The sequence below is a fragment of the Janthinobacterium sp. FW305-129 genome, assembly GCF_020858115.1.
Classification (GTDB): domain Bacteria; phylum Pseudomonadota; class Gammaproteobacteria; order Burkholderiales; family Burkholderiaceae_D; genus Janthinobacterium.
In genome coordinates, this window is the sequence record NZ_JACYMM010000002.1 from 493,734 (window position 1) to 510,908 (window position 17,175).

Annotated in this window: 16 protein-coding genes; 4 read left to right on the forward strand and 12 right to left on the reverse strand. The window is 61.7% G+C overall.

Annotated elements, in window-relative coordinates; genetic code table 11:
- Positions 1–109: 109 nt before the first annotated feature.
- The 4 genes from ntrC to glnA all read right to left on the reverse strand — a co-directional run bounded on the left by ntrC (position 110) and on the right by glnA (position 4,824).
- Complete coding sequence (gene ntrC / locus IGS61_RS05815; RefSeq protein ID WP_230538736.1) at positions 110–1,600, reverse strand: nitrogen regulation protein NR(I); 1,491 nt, start codon at positions 1,598–1,600, stop codon at positions 110–112.
- Positions 1,601–1,648: 48 nt separating this feature from the next.
- Positions 1,649–2,737: a nitrogen regulation protein NR(II) gene (gene glnL, locus IGS61_RS05820; protein ID WP_230538737.1), complete on the reverse strand. Its 1,089-nt coding sequence runs from the start codon at positions 2,735–2,737 to the stop codon at positions 1,649–1,651.
- 5 nt (positions 2,738–2,742) lie between these two features.
- Positions 2,743–3,252, reverse strand: coding sequence for a DUF4124 domain-containing protein (locus IGS61_RS05825; protein ID WP_442908028.1), 510 nt, complete (start codon positions 3,250–3,252; stop codon positions 2,743–2,745).
- A gap of 156 nt (positions 3,253–3,408) precedes the next feature.
- Positions 3,409–4,824, reverse strand: a complete 1,416-nt coding sequence (glnA, locus tag IGS61_RS05830; protein ID WP_070219258.1) for a type I glutamate--ammonia ligase — start codon at positions 4,822–4,824, stop codon at positions 3,409–3,411.
- Positions 4,825–5,210: 386 nt separating this feature from the next.
- Here glnA and IGS61_RS05835 point away from each other — a divergent pair, with 386 nt between their 5' ends.
- The 3 genes from IGS61_RS05835 to IGS61_RS05845 all read left to right on the forward strand — a co-directional run bounded on the left by IGS61_RS05835 (position 5,211) and on the right by IGS61_RS05845 (position 6,474).
- The gene (locus IGS61_RS05835; protein WP_230538738.1) at positions 5,211–5,672 is read left to right on the forward strand and encodes a rhodanese-like domain-containing protein; all 462 of its coding nucleotides are present in this window, start codon (positions 5,211–5,213) and stop codon (positions 5,670–5,672) included.
- 170 nt (positions 5,673–5,842) lie between these two features.
- Positions 5,843–6,193 (forward strand): type II toxin-antitoxin system RelE/ParE family toxin, encoded by a 351-nt coding sequence (locus IGS61_RS05840; RefSeq protein ID WP_230538739.1) that lies wholly within the window; start codon positions 5,843–5,845, stop codon positions 6,191–6,193.
- Positions 6,190–6,474, forward strand: a complete 285-nt coding sequence (locus IGS61_RS05845) for a helix-turn-helix domain-containing protein (protein ID WP_230538740.1) — start codon at positions 6,190–6,192, stop codon at positions 6,472–6,474. The genes IGS61_RS05840 and IGS61_RS05845 overlap by 4 nt, the downstream gene beginning before the upstream one ends.
- Here IGS61_RS05845 and IGS61_RS05850 read toward each other — a convergent pair.
- Complete coding sequence (locus tag IGS61_RS05850) at positions 6,471–7,808, reverse strand: TAXI family TRAP transporter solute-binding subunit (protein WP_230538741.1); 1,338 nt, start codon at positions 7,806–7,808, stop codon at positions 6,471–6,473. The two genes, IGS61_RS05845 and IGS61_RS05850, sit on opposite strands and share 4 nt — an antisense overlap.
- A 131-nt stretch (positions 7,809–7,939) precedes the next feature.
- Between IGS61_RS05850 and IGS61_RS05855 the strand changes: the two genes are divergently transcribed.
- Entirely contained in the window at positions 7,940–8,545 is a 606-nt protein-coding gene (locus IGS61_RS05855; protein WP_230538742.1) for a glutathione S-transferase family protein, read from the forward strand.
- On the opposite strand, the gene IGS61_RS05860 is transcribed toward IGS61_RS05855, so the two are convergent.
- The 7 genes from IGS61_RS05860 to IGS61_RS05890 all read right to left on the reverse strand — a co-directional run bounded on the left by IGS61_RS05860 (position 8,542) and on the right by IGS61_RS05890 (position 16,982).
- Complete coding sequence (locus IGS61_RS05860) at positions 8,542–8,913, reverse strand: hypothetical protein (protein WP_230538743.1); 372 nt, start codon at positions 8,911–8,913, stop codon at positions 8,542–8,544. The two genes, IGS61_RS05855 and IGS61_RS05860, sit on opposite strands and share 4 nt — an antisense overlap.
- A 72-nt stretch (positions 8,914–8,985) precedes the next feature.
- The gene (locus IGS61_RS05865; RefSeq protein WP_230538744.1) at positions 8,986–12,102 is read right to left on the reverse strand and encodes a transglycosylase domain-containing protein; all 3,117 of its coding nucleotides are present in this window, start codon (positions 12,100–12,102) and stop codon (positions 8,986–8,988) included.
- Positions 12,103–12,466: 364 nt separating this feature from the next.
- On the reverse strand, positions 12,467–13,252 hold the full coding sequence (locus tag IGS61_RS05870) for a competence/damage-inducible protein A (RefSeq protein WP_230538745.1): 786 nt from the start codon (positions 13,250–13,252) through the stop codon (positions 12,467–12,469).
- Between the two features lie 31 nt (positions 13,253–13,283).
- Complete coding sequence (locus IGS61_RS05875) at positions 13,284–14,111, reverse strand: EI24 domain-containing protein (protein WP_230538746.1); 828 nt, start codon at positions 14,109–14,111, stop codon at positions 13,284–13,286.
- Positions 14,111–15,151, reverse strand: coding sequence for a sterol desaturase family protein (locus IGS61_RS05880; RefSeq protein WP_230538747.1), 1,041 nt, complete (start codon positions 15,149–15,151; stop codon positions 14,111–14,113). The genes IGS61_RS05875 and IGS61_RS05880 overlap by 1 nt, the downstream gene beginning before the upstream one ends.
- Complete coding sequence (locus IGS61_RS05885) at positions 15,148–15,999, reverse strand: polysaccharide deacetylase family protein (RefSeq protein WP_230538748.1); 852 nt, start codon at positions 15,997–15,999, stop codon at positions 15,148–15,150. The genes IGS61_RS05880 and IGS61_RS05885 overlap by 4 nt, the downstream gene beginning before the upstream one ends.
- A gap of 11 nt (positions 16,000–16,010) precedes the next feature.
- Positions 16,011–16,982 (reverse strand): YVTN family beta-propeller repeat protein, encoded by a 972-nt coding sequence (locus IGS61_RS05890; protein ID WP_230538749.1) that lies wholly within the window; start codon positions 16,980–16,982, stop codon positions 16,011–16,013.
- Positions 16,983–17,175: the final 193 nt, after the last annotated feature.

The following is a 17,175-nucleotide window of genomic DNA, read 5'->3' on the forward strand; positions in this document are numbered from 1 at the left end:
GAAACAGTCCGGCAGGCGCCAGCTTACCTTATCGCCTGCTGTGGGTGTTGTAGCGTGTAAGGAACACCGCAAGAAAAAGCGGACGGGGGAGCCCCCGTCCGGCAAGGCGTCAATCGTCCTTGGCGCCGTCGATGCCCAGTTCGGAGATCTTGCGGGTGATGGTGTTGCGGCCGATGCCCAGGCGCACGGCGGCGTCGTTCTTGCGCCCGTGCGTATGCTTGAGCGCCGTCTTGATCAGGGCCGACTCGAATTGCCGCCCCAGCACGGCCATGACTTCCTGCTGCCCTGCGCCCAGCATGCCGGCCGCCTGCAATTCCAGCAAGCCGATCCAGCCCGGCGGCGCGCCGTTGGCGGGCGCGACAGCTTCGAATACCTGGCCGCCTTGCACATGAGCAACATTCGCCGGCGGCGCATCAGCGGCCACGGCCTGCGCGGCGCCATCGCCCTGTCCCTGCGTCAATTCCAGCGGCAAGTCCTTGATTTCCACCGTCTGGCCCGGCGCCATGACGGTGATCCAGTTGCACAGATTTTCCAGCTGGCGCACATTGCCGGGCAAATCGAGGCTGCTGAGGAACTGCATCGTCGGCTCGCTCATGCGCTTGGCTTCCACGCCCAGCTGGCGCGCGCTTTGCACCAGGAAGTGGCGCACCAGGATGGGGATATCCTCGCGCCGCTCCCGCAAACTGGGCAGGCGCAAGCGGATCACGTTCAGGCGGTGATACAAGTCTTCGCGGAACAGGCCGTCACGCACGCGCTGCTCGAGGTTCTGGTGCGTGGCGGTAATCACGCGCACGTTTGCTTTCATCGGCTGATGGCCGCCGACGCGGTAGAAATGCCCGTCGGACAGCACGCGCAGCAAGCGCGTCTGCAGGTCGAACGGCATGTCGCCGATTTCATCGAGGAACAGGGTGCCGTTCTCGGCTTGCTCGAAGCGGCCCCGGCGCGTCGTTTGCGCGCCCGTAAACGCCCCCCGCTCGTGGCCGAACAGTTCGGACTCGAGCAAATCCTTGGGGATCGCCGCCGTGTTCAGCGCGATGAACGGCTGCGCCGCGCGCGGACTGTGCTTGTGCAGCGCGCGCGCCACGAGTTCCTTGCCGGAACCGGATTCGCCCGTGATGAGCACCGTCACATTCGATTGCGACAAACGGCCGATGGCGCGGAAGACTTCCTGCATGGCCGGCGCCTGGCCGAGGATTTCCGGCGTTTCCGACGGGCCCGATTCGACGCTCGTCTCGCGCAGGCTCTCTTCCAGCGCACGGCGGATCAGCTCGACGGCCTTGTCGATGTCAAACGGCTTGGCCAGGTATTCGAAGGCGCCGCCCTGGAAGGCCGCGACGGCCGAATCGAGGTCGGAAAAAGCGGTAATAATGATGACCGGCAAGCCGGGAAAACGCGACTTGACCGTCTGCAACAGTTCCAGGCCGGATGCGCCCGGCATGCGGATATCGGACACGAGCACTTGCGGCGTGTCAAATTCCAGTGCGGCGATGGCGTCGCGCGCATTGGCAAAACTCTTGGTGGCGAGATTTTCCCGCGCCAGGGCTTTTTCCAGCACCCAGCGGATTGATTCGTCGTCGTCAACTATCCAGATTGGCTTCATTAGTGTGTGCGTCCCGCAATGGATTTCATGGGTGGGATACTGCCTCGCTTATGGCAAGGGGAGAACGATTCTGAAATCGGTGTATCCAGGCCGGCTTTCGCACTCGATCACGCCCAGGTGCTGTTGCACGAAGGTTTGCGCCAAGGTCAGCCCCAGCCCGCTGCCGCCTTCCCTGCCCGACACCAGCGGGTAGAAAATCCGGTCGCGGATCTGGGGTGCGATGCCCGGTCCATTGTCAATGATATGCAAGTCTAATGCCAGGTTGTAGCGGACCTTGGCCAGGGTCACCTGGCGCGCCACGCGCGTCTTGAAAATCAGCTCCGCGTCGCCCGCCTCGATGCGCTCGGCCAAGGCCTGCGCCGCGTTATGCGCGATATTGAGCACGGTCTGTATCAGCTGCTCCTTGTCGCCGCGAAACTCGGGGATCGAGGCGTCGTAATCGCGCGAAATGGTCAGTCCGCTGGGAAACTCTGCCAGGATCAGGCTGCGCACCCGTTCGCACACTTCATGGATATTCACGTCGCCCACGATGTGCGGGCGGCGGTGCGGCGCCAGCAGGCGGTCAACCAGGGTCTGCAGGCGGTCCGCCTCCTTGATGATGACTTGCGTGTATTCGCGCAGTTCGCTCAGGTGCAGGGCCGGCAGTTCCAGCTCCAGCAGCTGGGCCGCGCCGCGGATGCCGCCCAGCGGGTTCTTGATTTCATGCGCCAGGTTGCGGATCAGCTCCTTGTTGACCTGGCTCTGGTCGAGGATGCGCTCCTCGCGGTCGAGCTTTAATTGCTGCACGTTTTCGCGCAGTTCGATCAGCACGCCGTCGCTAGGTGCGTCGAGGGCGCTGACGATGCTGTGCACGCGCAGCGGTTCGCGCCCCAGGCGTTCCAGGCTCAGGTCCTGGCGCAAGTCAGAAAACTTATGTTCGAGCGCCTGCGCGCAAATGCCGGCCAGTTCCTCGGGATTGAGGAACAGCGCCGTCAGCTTTTGCCGCGACAGCGCCTTCAGCGAGCTTTCCAGCAGGTTTTCCGCCGCCGCGTTGGCATAGCCGATGCGGCCGTCGCCGTCGAGCAGGATCACGGCCGAAGCGAGCAAATCAAGGCCGGCCAGGTGGGTGGGACGGCTGGAATGGTTGTCTAGTGTCATGTGCTTTACCGAATATTCGCGATCTCGCGTTTCAGGGCGTCTATGTTTTGCTGCGTGCGGCTGATGTTGTCCTTCAACTGCGCCACCCGTTCCTGATATTTCGCATAGTTGCGCTCATTGCCCTGGCGTTCGGGTTGGCCGCCGTTAAATTCCAGGCGCTGCGCCGCCAGTTTCTGCTCTTCGCTGCGCAATTCGTCCTGCAGGATCTGGCGCCGGTCCAGGTCGCGCGCCCGCTGCTCGGCGCCATCGACCTTGGGAAACGCGCCGGCGGCAGGCGCCGCCGTGGCCACCGCCTGCGTGGCGGACCGGGCAGGCGCGCCGGCCAGCGGCGCCGTCTTGCGTGGCGGCTCCGTCATGGCGCCCGGTAAATCGAGCAGCTGGCAATGCGCGCCGGCCCGCTTGTCCGTGTACGTCTTGTGTCCCTGCGCATCGGCGCACACATACAGCTGCCCGTGCGCCTGTGCCGCCGCGCCCAGCAATCCTGCCATCAGCGCCATTCTGTAATGCTTGGTCAATCTTCACTCCTGTCGGCTCGTGCCGCATGGTTCCTGGGCCGACTATACAACACCGCACCGGCGCCGCATTGGCGCACAGCATAAAAAAACGCGGGCAAGACCATCGCCTCACCCGCGTTTTTTATTCACTACCGGCAAGTTGCCGGCATGGCGCCATTACAGCGAGTAGTACATGTCGAACTCGGCAGGATGCGTGGTCATGCGCATGCGCTGCACGTCCTGCATTTTCAGTTCCAGGTAAGCATCGATCATGGAATCGCTGAACACGCCGCCGCGGGTCAGGAACTCGCGGTCCTTGTCCAGGGCTTCCAGTGCTTCTTCCAGCGAAGCGCACACGGTAGGGATCAGTGCGTCTTCTTCCGGCGGCAGATGGTACAGATCTTTCGAGGCGGCTTCGCCCGGATGGATCTTGTTGGCAACGCCGTCCAGGCCGGCCATCAGCAGTGCGGCGAAGCACAGGTACGGGTTCGCCAGTGGATCCGGGAAGCGCGCTTCGACGCGGCGGCCTTTTGGATTGGCCACGTGCGGGATACGGATCGAGGCGGAACGGTTTTTCGCCGAGTACGCCAGTTTCACTGGAGCTTCGTAGCCTGGTACCAGACGCTTGTACGAGTTGGTGCCCGGGTTGGTGATCGCGTTCAGTGCCTTGGCGTGCTTGATGATGCCGCCGATGTAGTACAGGGCGAAATCGGACAGGCCGGCATAGCCGTCGCCAGCGAACAGGTTTTTGCCATCTTTCCATACGGATTGATGCACGTGCATGCCCGAACCGTTGTCGCCAACGATAGGTTTCGGCATGAAGGTGGCGGTCTTGCCATAGCTGTGCGCCACGTTCCACACCACGTATTTCAGGTTTTGCGTCCAGTCGGCGCGCTCAACCAGGGTCGAGAACTTGGTGCCGATTTCATTCTGACCGGCGCCGGCCACTTCGTGATGATGTACCTCAACCGGGATGCCCAGCGATTCCAGAATCAGGCACATTTCCGAACGCATGTCCTGGAAGCTGTCCACTGGCGGCACGGGGAAGTAGCCGCCCTTGACGGTAGGACGGTGGCCGCTGTTGCCGCCTTCGATGTCCTTGCCGGTCGACCACGAACCTTCGTCCGAACCGATCTTAACGAAGCAGCCCGACATGTCGATCTTCCAGCGCACGCTGTCGAAGATGAAGAATTCCGGCTCAGGGCCGAAGTAGGCGGTGTCGCCCATGCCCGACGATTTCAGGTAGGCTTCGGCGCGTTTCGCGATCGAGCGCGGGTCGCGGTCGTAGCCCTTGCCGTCCGACGGTTCGATCACGTCGCACTGCATGAACAAGGTCGTTTCTTCCATGAACGGGTCGATATTGGCCGTGTTTGGATCCGGCAGCAAGATCATGTCGGACGCTTCGATACCTTTCCAGCCAGCGATCGAAGAACCGTCAAAGGCGTGGCCCGACTCGAATTTGTCCATGTCGAAGTGCGACACGGGAACCGTCACGTGCTGCTCTTTACCACGGGTATCAGCAAAGCGGAAATCAACGAATTTGACTTCGTTTTCTTCTACCATCTTCAAGACTTCTGCGGCTGTCATTGCCATGCGTATCTCCTAAATGAATGTGGGGTGAGCCGACCTTAGTGCGTCTGGGCTGATGAAGCGAAGCAAACATTGCGTGCCACCAAAACTCATAAGGATCATAGCAGATTCCATGCCAGCTCCAGAAGAGACCTGGCCGCCAGAGGCAAAACCCGGCTATCCCAATGAAAGTTTTCCCGCCCGCGATTTTCCTGCTGAGTTTGCGTCAAATCAAGAATGCACTATGCAAGTGCAAAAAACGAATAACGCACCATTATCGTGCATTTTGTGCGGATTTCTGAAAAATGCCTCGTTGTGGTGCATTGAGCGTGCACCATGGCATTCCCGTTTGCGGGGCGCGGATGGCGCACTATAATCGACCATACCTGCCCACTTTCATCGAGGACGCCATGACCACCGCCGCCGACATCCTGACCACCGCCCGCAGCCGGGCCAATGAAGGTACGCCATACGCCGGCGCCGTCACGCCGCAGGAAGCGTACGAGTTGCTGCAACTGGACGCAGCCGCCAAGCTCATCGACGTGCGCACGAATGCCGAGCGCGACTGGGTCGGCCGGGTCGACATCGCCGATACCCAGCATGGTGCGGTGCAATGGGCCACCTACCCGGGCGGCGTGCCGAATCCCGATTTCCTTGCGCAACTGGCCGCCCAGGCCGGCAAGGACGAGGTACTGCTGTTCCTGTGCCGCTCCGGCGTGCGCTCGCGCCATGCCGCCAAGCTGGCGACCGAGCACGGCTACAGCAACTGCTTCGACATCCTCGAAGGTTTTGAAGGCGACAAGGACGCCGACGGCCACCGCAAGCAGATCGGCGGCTGGTGCAAGGCAGGCTTGCCTTGGCTGGGCGCCTGACGCTGGCCGCTTGATGCTGGCCGCTTAATTATCTGAACAGTGTTTGATCTGGCGGGCCACGCGATGGCCCGCCATCGGCTACAACCATCCATGCGCGCCCGATTTTTCAACTGCGGCGCAAATTCTCCTTGAAAAAATGTACCTTATATAGTACAACGTAGAAGTGCGTCATGGATGCTTCCGGCTTGCGGCAGATTACCCTGCTGTTCTACGCGAACGGTAATGGCGGCGAACCCGTGCGCGACTGGCTCAAGTCGCTCCCCATCGAGGAACGCCATGTGATCGGGCAAGACTTGATGCATGCGCAATGGCGCTGGCCCGTGGGCATGCCCCTGTGCCGCCATCTGGGGCACGGCTTGTCGGAAGTGCGCAGCAGCTTGCCCGGCAACCGCATCGCGCGCGTGCTGATCTGCCATCACGGCGATTGCCTGGTGGCGCTGCACGGCTTTATCAAGAAAACCCGGACGACGCCGGACGATGACCTGGCGCTGGCCCGCAAACGCTACAAGGAACTGACATGAACGCCACCGCTCCCCACCTCGGCAGCAGCCTCGACGATTTTTTAAAAGAGGAAGGCATCTTTGAGCAAACGCAAACCCGCGCCATCAAGGAAGTGATCGCCTGGCAACTGACACAGGCGATGCAGGAACAATCGCTGTCGAAGACGCGCATGGCGGCCCTGCTGCAGACGAGCCGCTCGCAGCTCGACCGCCTGCTCGACCCCGGCAGCGACGTGACCCTGTCGACCCTGGAGCGGGCCGCCACGCTGCTCGGGCGCAAGCTGTCGGTCACCCTCGTCTAAACTACCTCGGGCTGTTCGCCCATCAAGGTCAAGATGCGCTTGCGCACGAAATTGATGTGGCTGCGCAAGCCATACAGGCCATCCGCAAACGACAGCGGTATCGAGATCTGGTTGACCATCTCCTCGATCTGGTCCAGCCGTTGTAATTGCTCCGCATACACGTGCGCGCGCTGCTCTGGCGGCACGTCTTCCAGCGCCTGCTCGACCGTGCGCAGCTGGCCATACCAGCGGTACACGCGCGAGCGGATGCGCCACACGTACAGGGGCGGCACCACGCGCGACAGGGGTAATATCAAGGCACCGAGCGCCACCACCAGCACCCACATGCGATCAAAAAAATTGGCCAGCCAGAAACTCATGTAACGCTGCAGCACGGGCGCGCCATCCTTGTAGAATTTCAGCGCTTCGGGCGCGACGGGAATTTCCGTGTAGCGCGCGGACGGGAACTGCCCCTGCTGCTGGAACCAGCCCGTGCCGCCATGGATGCCGGCCGCCGCCTGCACGAACAGGTCGACGAGGGCCGGATGCAAGTCTTCGCGCGCGACCAGGGTGGCCGTCGGCGCGATCAGATGATAATCCTGCGCCGGAATATTCTGCCCCAGGTCGACTATGCCGCGCGGTAAAACGACATGCGTGAGGAAAGGCAAACGCCGCGTGTACGCTTCCGCCTGCGAAAAATCAAACAGCTTGATGCCCGGCGTCTGCAGCAGCATCTGGATCAGCGGCGCTTCCGGCGCCGAGCTGAACACGAGACCATCGATGCGCCCTTCCAGCAACTCCACCGTGGCGGGCGTATTTTGCAAGTCGCTCACCGTCAGCTCCTTCGCTTCCACGCCATTCACGGACAGCAACTGCCGGAACAGGCTGGGCACGCCCGTGCCTTCCGGCCCCAGGTTGATCTTCATGCCTTTCAATTGCGTCAACTCCGTCACCGCCTTGTCTTCGCGCAAGAACAGCCAGACGGGTTCCGTAAACAAACTGCCCAGGGAAATGAGGCCATGGCGCTCGGCATCGGCGTGCTCCGTCGAGCCGCTTTGCACGAAGGCGATATCGGTCTTGCCGTTATTCAGGCGCTGCAGGTTTTCCTGCGAGCCCAGCGACGGTTGCAAGGTCACCTTGATGCCGTGTTTGGCCAGGGTGGCCGCGTATTTCTTGCCGAACTCTTCGTAGGCGCTATTGTCCTGCCCCGTCGACAAACTCACCTGGCGCGGCGGCGCCGGGTCGACCAGCCAGTAGGCGAGCGCACAGAACGCGCCGACCAGCAGCAAGGTGGGACCGGCGGTGGCGAGGAAGTCGCGCACGGAAAAGCGGCTGAACGCGAGGATTTTGGACATGTGGTGGCGCATAGGTTTCATGGGTGGCTACGATGCCAAGAAAACCTCAACTATGCAAGGCACTTTCACAGGCGCGGCGTAGCCAAATCGGCTACAGTAGCAGATCGATCACCTGCCCTCTGGAGCCCCGCATGCTGAAAATTCTTGGAAAAGCCGCCTCGATCAATGTCCGCAAAGTCCTGTGGACGTGCGAGGAACTCGACCTGCCCTACGAACGCGAAGACTGGGGCAGCGGCTTTCGCACCACGGACGACCCGGCCTTCCTGGCCCTGAACCCGAACGCCATGGTGCCCGTACTGGTTGACGGCGACCTGGTGCTGTGGGAATCGAACACGATCTGCCGCTACCTGTGCGCCCAGGCGGGCCGCGAAGACTTGCTGCCGAGCAATCCTCGCGCCCGCGCGGAAGTGGAAAAATGGATGGATTGGCAGATGGGCGATTTGAATAACAGCTGGCGCTACGCCTTCATGTCGCTGGTGCGCCACAGCCCCGCGCACCAGGATGCGGCGCAGCTGGCGGCTGGTATTGCCGGATGGAACAAGATGATGGGCGTGCTGGAGCAGCAGTTGCAGCGCACGGGCGCGTATGTGTGCGGCGAGCAATTCACGCTGGCCGATATCGTGCTGGGCCTGTCCGTCAAGCGCTGGCTGATGGCGCCCATGCAACGTCCCGATTATCCCGCCATCGCCGCCTACCACGCGCGCCTGGCAGATAAAACGGCCGTGTTTGCCGGCTAATCGAGTTCGATGGCCTCGACCGTGCCGCCGATGACGTAGCAATCGCCATCGCGGCGCACCTCGTCCAGGGACGCCGGATCATCGTGCGCATACGTGCCGTCGACATCGACGCACCAGACATCGCCGAAACGCAGCAACTTCACGCCGCAGCAGATGCGGTTGATGAAGTTGCCCGGCATCCTGACCAGCACTTCGCGTACGTCACCCACCGTGATGGCGACGTTGCGCCAGACATTGCCGTCCAGCGCATGATTTCTTGCGTACAACACGATGCGCACGGCCTGCACGCCGCGCGATCCATACACATGCTCGAATGATACGAGCGCGCCATCGTCAAAACGGTGATATTGCGCAAAGATGTGCTGCATTCTTTCCATAGCTTCTTTCTCCTCCATAAAAAAACCGGCCCATTCAGGCCGGCTTTTCATTGCAGCAACGATTTAATTCGCACACTGCTTCGCCACGCCCTCGGCCGGCGCGGGCGGTTCGATCAGCGGCATCAGGCTCGGCGCCAGCGACACCAGCAGTTGCACGGGCAAGGCGCTGGTGAAATCGTAATTCTTCGATTCCGGCCCCCGCACATACGCCGTCATGCTGCCATAGAAGCGCTCGCCGATATTGAAGACGAACGTGGCCGAACGGTTCACATAGCGCGACTCGATCAAACGGCCGCCGGTGCCATACACGTCAAAACGCTGGTCGCCCGTACCCGTCTTGCCGCCCATGGGAATCGGCACGCCATCGGCGCCGACAAACGCCGTCTTCGCCCGCTTGGCAGTACCGTCCGACACCACTTCGCGGATGGCCTTGGCCACGGCTTTCGCCACGTCCGGCGACAGCACTTGCTCCGCCTCCACCTTGCTGCCCCGCTTGACCATGGTGTCATACGGCGTATTGGCGGCGAAATGCATGGAATCGATGCGCACGCTCGGCTTGCGCACGCCATCGTTGATGATGATCCCCATCAACTCGGCCAGCGCGGCGGGACGGTCGGCCGACGCACCCAGGGTGGTCGCATACGACGGCACCAGCGAATCGAAGGGGTAGCCCATCTTTTTCCACTGGCGGTGGATTTCCAGGAAACCTTCCACTTCCAGCAAATTGGCGATGCGGCGGTCTTGCGCATGCTTGCGGTGCGTGTTGAACAGCCATTTATACACTTCCTGGCGTTCCTTCTCGCTGGCCGCCACCATCTGCGACAGGGTGGAACCTTCGTGCTGGCGCAGATACGCCACCATCCACAGTTCCAGCGGATGCACATTGGCAAGGTATCCCCGGTCGGCCAGCGACCAGTTTTCCATCGCGTACTGCTCGTACATTCTGGCGACGCGCTCGGGCGGCACTTCATTTTGCGACGGCAAATTGGCGTTGAGGAAATCGCCGAATTCCGCGACGGTCCCTTTCGGATTGACGGTGCGGAAAATGTTCGCCAGGCGAACTGGTGTCGGGCGGATGCTGGCCAATAAAATCTTTTCCTGCTCGTCAACGCTCTTGCCGCGGTACTTCTGATAGAAACGGTGCAGGAATTCGCGCCCTTCCTTGTCGGCAAAACGGCTAAGGTACTGGGCCCGGCGCGGATCGTCCGCATCCGCCAGCAGCGAGGCCGAGGAATCGGGGCGCGAGAACATGTAGTAGCGGGCCACGTCGCGCATCAGGCGCACGAACACCAGGTTGGTCGACTGGCGCAGCGCTTGCTGCACCGTCATGATGCGGCTGTCGTCGAGCTTGGAGAAGTTGCCGAAATGGTGCAAGCCGCCGCCCGTGAAGAAGCCTTCGCCAGGATTGCCCGAATATTTGCGTTCCATGGCGGCCGCCAGCATGGCCGGCAAATTGCGCGCCTCGCCGATAGGCAACGGTTTCAGATAGGCAATCGCCCACTGCGACAGCATGTCCTTGGGATCGACGGCAATCTTGCCCAGCTCGGCGGCGCCCATGCCGCTGTAGCGCTGGTGCAACTGGTCGATGATGTCCAGGTAGGTCACCAGGGTGCGCAGCTTGGCAGTGGAACCGAGGTCCAGCTTGGCGCCCTCGTTGATGTCGAGCGGCTGGTCAAAGTTATCCGTCTGCACGCGCAGCAAGTTGGCTTGCTCGCCCTTTTGCAGCAAAGTAAAACTGTAGACCACATTGGCGGGGTCGCCATTGCCCAGCATGCCCTTGCCCGTCAGGCCGGCCGCTTTCGCCACTTCCGGGTCGCGCAGCTCGCGCAGGACCTTGGTGACGGCGTTTTGCGCCTGCGCGTCGAGCGTGCTGACCACTTTCAGGTCGAGGCGGTCGAGGTTGTACAAGCGCGGATCGCCGAGCATGCTGGCCAGGTGGTTGCGCACGGCATTCGATGCCTTGCGCGTGACGAACGAGGTCGACGCTTCCGATTGCACGCCCGATGCCGTCGATGGACGCAGCTTTTCGGCAATGGCCGCATTGCGCAGCTGCGGCGAAATCACGCCCGCCTGCGCCAGCAGGCGCAGATGGCTGTTGGTCAATTCTTCCAGGTCGGCGCCGCCGGCCACCAGGTAGTGCGAGGGACGGCGCTGCGCGATCAAGAGGCTCAGCGCCTGCTTGTAGGCCAGCGCACTGCCCGGCTGATCCATATTACCCTTGAGCAAAGTCTTCACTTCGGCAAACGGACGGCCATACCAGACCCACATGCCGTCGCCGATGCCGTTGACTTCGCCAAAACCGCTCTTTGCCGACAGCGGCACGGTATTCAAGTAATTGACGACGATCTTGCGCCGCGCTTCCATGGTGTTTTCGCCATCCTGGTACGAGCGCAGGCTGGCCGAAATCATCTGCATCAGCTTGTCCTGCATGGAACTGGTGCGCCCGTCTTCCGAATGGCGGTATTTTTCGATCTGCGTGGCCAGCGTGCTGCCGCCGCCACCGCGGTGGCCGCCGAACAGGTTCAGCGCCTTGTCGAGAACGGCCTTGCTCAGGCGGTCCCATTCCACGGCGGGATTGCGCTCGGGCGTGCCCGGGTCCAGCAATTCGCGGTTTTCGATGAACAGCAGGCTTTGCACGAGCACGGGCGGCGCTTCGGCAAAGCCGTCGAACATGCGCTCGGGATAGCTGGCCGCGAACAGCGGCGCGGCGCGGCAATCGAGAATGGTCAGGCCCGCGCGGTTTTTCTCGTGATACGTGGCAAAGATGCCCCGGTCAACCAGTTGCACCATTTTCGGCGACATGCGCGCCTGCGCCGTGACGGCGTAGTCGCGCGCATTCAGTTTGGTGATGAAGTCGGGCAAGCTGGCATAGCCGAGCCGCTCGTCATACGGGCCGTGCTGCGGGTAGCGGATGGCGCCCGCCGGCGCAGGGCCAGGCTCGACCTTGAACGTCAGCTGACGGTCCAGGCGCGTGAAAAACTCGGCCTGCAGGGCCGACGTGCGCACTTCGCGCATGACGAACCACGCCACGCCGGCAATCAGCGCCAGCAGAATAATGGCAAAGATGGGCCAGATGCGCGAACGGCGCTTCTTCGGCGGGCTCGCCGGCGGCGGCGCCTCGGCAGCTGGATCAGAGGGGGGCCGCTCTTGCGCGGCCAGATTGACGCCTGTGTCTTTCATGGGATGCTGGGATAAAGTTGGGTTTGGACGGCGCGGAAAAGGCGGTAGCGATACCGCTCCGCGCGGGATAAGACGAGGGCCAGCCAGGGCCGGTCACAACAAAGCTTGCTTAACATGATGTCCATACCGGTGAATCGAAAAAACACGCTACTGCACAGGCAGGCGACCCCGCGTTCGACACGCGAAGCCCCTGTTCACCATTCCACCACATCGGCATGAAAACGACTGACGAGCGCGCACAAAAATCTTGCTTCATTGAAGATTTTCGCAAAAAAACAACGTCTGGGAATGTACGCTTGCGTACATAGATGCAAGGCGGGCTGGACGCCAGCGAAAAAGCCGCCGGCGCCGGGCTGGCGGCATGTCAGATGGTGGTGTATTCCGCCTGCAAGGTATCGAGCGCGGCGCGCATCTCGGCAAAGGCGGCCGCCGCCTGCGCGGGCTCGCCCTTGACGCCCAGTTCGATATGCCGGCGCGTCTGCGCATCGCCCACGCTGGGCAAGCTGAATACCTTGATCAGCGGAAACTCTGCCTCCAGGCGCACCATCAGCGGCGTGAGCAGGGATTCGGCCGTTTCATACACGAGCAAGGCATGTTCCGCATGCGGCACCTGGTTGAACAAATGGCTGTAATGCGTGTCCAGCACCCATTCGATCATGGGCCAGGACATGACGGGAAAGCCCGGCACGAAATAATGCTCGCGCACGGCAAAGCCGGCAATCTTGTTGTACGGATTCGGAATCAGCTCGGCGCCTTCGACAAATTCCGCCATTTTCAGGCGGTGCAGGTTTTCCGGCGAGTGCAAATCGGCCGGCACGCCCGCCTCTTCGCCCATTTCCGTGATGCGTTGCTGGATATTGAGCTTGCCCTGCGGATGCAGCACCAGCGGCAAGCCCAGCGCATCGGCGGCCGCCTGGCGCGTATGGTCGTCCGGCGTGGCGCCGATGCCGCCAAAGCTGAAGACGATGTCGCCGCTGGCAAAGCTGCGCTTGAGCAAGGCGACCAGGCGGGCCGGCTCGTCGCCCACGTATTCCGCCCAGCTCAGCTGCAAGCCGCGTGCCTTGAGCATGCTCACGACTTTCGGGAAATGCTGGTCCGTGCGCTTGCCCGACAGGATTTCGTCGCCGATGATGATCAATCCGATAGCCATGAAGCTCCCTCGTAGAATGCAATAAAAATGGTCAGGCGTCCGCCGGCGCCACGTCGGTCATGCCGCGTACGCCCCGCAAACGCGCCAGTGCTTCCAGGCAGTAATACTGGAACCACAGACCCGTAAAGATAAAGATCAGCACATACAGCCAGATGGCGAACGCCGCCAGGAAGGGGAAGAACACCACCGACATCACGCCGCCCATCCACAGCATGCCCGGCACGGCGCCGGCCGCGCCGGACACCATGCCGATGGCCAGCAGCGGCCAGCGCTGCGTGCGCATGATGGCGTGGCGCTCTTCCACGCTGGCGTAATCGGCCATGGCGTCATACGCCATCACGCGGTACGTCAGCCAGCCCCACAGCACGGCTTGCCCCACCAGGGCGGCCGGCGGAAACGCGTACAGGGGCAGCATGAGCACCCAGACGATGATGAAAAGCAAGAACGTGGCCAGCGAGGTGCCGACGCTGCCCAGCAGGCTGCCGCCATGCTTCTTTTCCAGCTGCGGAAAGTGCCGCCCGCCGATATGGCGGCCGATGGCCGGCATGGCGAACAGGCCCATGAAAATGAGCGCCGTCAAGATCATCAGCGGCAGCAGCATGAACATGGCGATCAGCGGCACGATCACGGCTTTCAGCACGCCCAGGCCGAAGGCGGACAGCACCTGGCCGCTGGTGCGGAAGAAGTCGTACTGCGTGAACAGCGCATGCAGACTGTCGATCAGCGGCTGCAAGCCCACGTACAGCAGGGCGCCCCACAGGACCAGCGACAGGATGAACGGTGCGATGCTCAACAGCAATATCCTGCCGTGCAATTGCGACAGGAAAGCACGGCCATACGAATTCAGCACATTACGCATCAACGGCGTCCTTTTCGTTTCAATCTTGCAAATTCCACCATGCGGCGCAGGCCCAGCCATTGCTGCTGCCAGAAGCCGCGGCCATAGTTGCGCCCGGGCCGGCCCACGCCCTGGCTGTCGATGCGGGCCAGCTGGTCGCGCACGCCCGTGCGCGCATAGCCCGCCGAGAAATTCGCGGTGCCCAGCAGCATATCCCAAATCGGCAGCACCACGCCGAAGTTGCAGCCACCCAGGCTGCCCTTGCCCTTCGACTCGTGCCCCACGCCGATCGCATGGTGCGTGCGGTGGAAACGGGGCGAGATCAGCAGCCGCTCGCCGATGCGGCCGAAGTGTATCCTCACATTCGCATGCTGCAAGCTTTGCAAAATACGCGAAATCGACACCAGCAGCACATATTGCCCTGGCGGCACGCCGATACCGAGCGCCACCAGCGCCATCACCACGTCGCGCAGGAAGTCGTCGAGCAGGTGGTTGCGGTCATCGCTCCACAAATTCATGTTTTGCTGGCTGTGATGCAGGCTGTGCAAGCCCCACCACCAGCCGAAATGGTGCGAGGCACGGTGATAGCAATAGTCGACGAAGTCCAGTATCACAAAATAAATGATAAAACTGACTAAGGGACTGATGCCGGGCAACAGCGACTCCAGATTCAATGGATGGATATTGTCGAAACGCAAAGCACCCGCCAATGCATCCATCAGCGGATCGAGCGTGAAGAAGACCAGCACGGAAAACAGGCCGATGCGGTGCAGCACCGTGTAAATAAAATCGTTCCAGCGGGCGCGCGGGTCGGTGATCTTTTGCGCGGGTATCCAGGCTTCGAGCGGACGCAGCACGAGAAACAGCAGCACCAGTTCGCACAGGCCGATCAGCAGCCATTCCGTGCCCTCAAACGCTTCTTCCGTGAATTCGCCAAAGCCCAGGTGGTAGACGAGAGGATTCACCACGGTCTGGAACAGCCAGCCTTGCGCCACGCCAAAGGCGTCGACCACGGCGTCGATGACGGGCGTGACGACGCTGACGATGTCCGCGGCGGTCATGGCTGGCCCTTCTTCGGCGCGTAGCCGGGATGCTCGCGCAGGGTGGCAAAGCAGAAGCCCTTGTCTTGCAAGCCGGAAATCAAGGCGTCCAGGTTGGCCGGCGCCCACGGCTCCTTGCGCGACCAGATACCCATGTGTGCAATGAAGATGTCGCCGCTGCGCAAGTTCGCCAGCGCCTTTTTCAGCAGCATGGCGTTTGGATACTTGTCGCTGGGCAGTTCATCGCCCGAATACCCGGCTGGCGCCCAGCCCGCATGCTGGTAGCCGCAGGCGCTGCCAGCGGCCAGGGTGCGCGGCGACGTGTAGCCGCCCGGCGCGCGCCAGAACGGGTCGAGCTTGTGCCCGGTCAGCTCCTGGAAGCGCGTATCGACGCGGCGCAATTCCTCGCAAAATTGCTGATCCGTGAAAGACGCCAGCTTGCCGCCATCCTTGCCGAACTGGGGCTTGACCTGGATCAAGCCGTTGGCCAGATCCTTCTTCCAGTACACGTGGTCAAACGTATGCGTGCCGAACGCATGGCCTTCGGCCACGCGCGCTTTCCAGTACGGTGCCCACGAGGCATCGAGCGAATAGTCGCCGCGCGTGGTCTTTTCGTTGGCCAGGAAGAACGTCGCTTTGATATGGCGCTTGTTCAGCACGTCGGCGATCAGTTGCGCTTGCGACTGGCTGCCCGTGTCGAAGGTCATGTAGAGCGTGCCCTTGCAGGCGGCCGGGGCCGAAGATGCGGCTGGGGCTGGTGCTGCTGGTGCTGCTGGCGCCGCTACGGCGGCATGCGCGGGCGACAGCATGGCGCTGGCGCACAGCAGCATGGCGGGCACATGGCACGCGAAAGTGAAACGTTGCATCATCACACCCGTCATCACATGCGCGGCGAGTGCGTGGCGAAATACACGCCATGGGGCGAGCGGCCCACCGGTATGGTCTTGATCACCTTGCGCGTGGTCAAATCGATCACGGCCACTTTCTTGATCCAGCGCAAGGTTACCCACATGGTCTTGCCATCGGGCGTGATTTCCATGCAGTCCGGGCCACCGGGCACATTGATGGTGCCCACGTTTTCCAGGGTTTTCTGGTCGATGATGTTAATCGTGTTCGACACGCGGTTCGAGACGAACGTCATGCGGTTGTCACCCAGCGCGCGGAAATTGTGCGTGCCGGCGCCCGCCTTGATGCGCTTGACGGTCTTTTGCGTGCGCCAGTCGATCACTTCCACGTAATCGCTGCCCATGATGCCGACCAGCAAATATTTACCGTCGGGCGTCATCGTGATGCCGGCCGGCGCCGGACCGACGGGCATGGTCCATTTCACCGTTTGCGTGGCCAGGTCGATGGCGCTGACCTGGTTGCTGCCCTGCTGCGTAATGAACGCCATGGTGCTGTCGGCCGTGAAGGCCATGTGGCTGGGCAATTTCGGCAGCGCGATGCGCTTGGCCAGGGTCAGGTTCTTGCCATCGTAGCGGTACAGGTCGATGCGGTCCAGGCGCAGCGAGTTCGAGATGAACCATTTCTGGTCCGGCGAAAAGCCGATCTGGTACGGGTCGAGGATATTGCTGATGCGGCGCTGGATCTGGCCCGACACGGGGTCGAGGAAGATCAGCTCGTTGCCGACGGAGCTGGCGACGATCAGCGACTTGCCGTCCGGCGTCTCCATCAGATGGTGCGGTTCCTTGCCGACGGCAAAGGTGGACAGGGGGGCGTAGGTTTTCTGGTCCAACAGTTGCACCGTAGCATCACGGGAATTGAGCACCACCACCACTTCGGCTTGCGCCGTCGATATTGCGGAAACCAGGCACAGCGAGGAAAAAACAAGGCGGCGTAGACTGCGGAACATGGAAGAAATCACTGTTAAATACAAAACATGCATTTTACGTGGAACACCGTATTTATTGTGTGAAATCCCCCTTAAATGCACCGGGCGGCCACACATCGCCTTCATTTCCGGTTTTTCTTCGCTCCGGGCCTGGAATGGCGCTTTGCAACTCATTGCTCTACAATCTGAAGCTTTCATCGCCTACACAAGGATT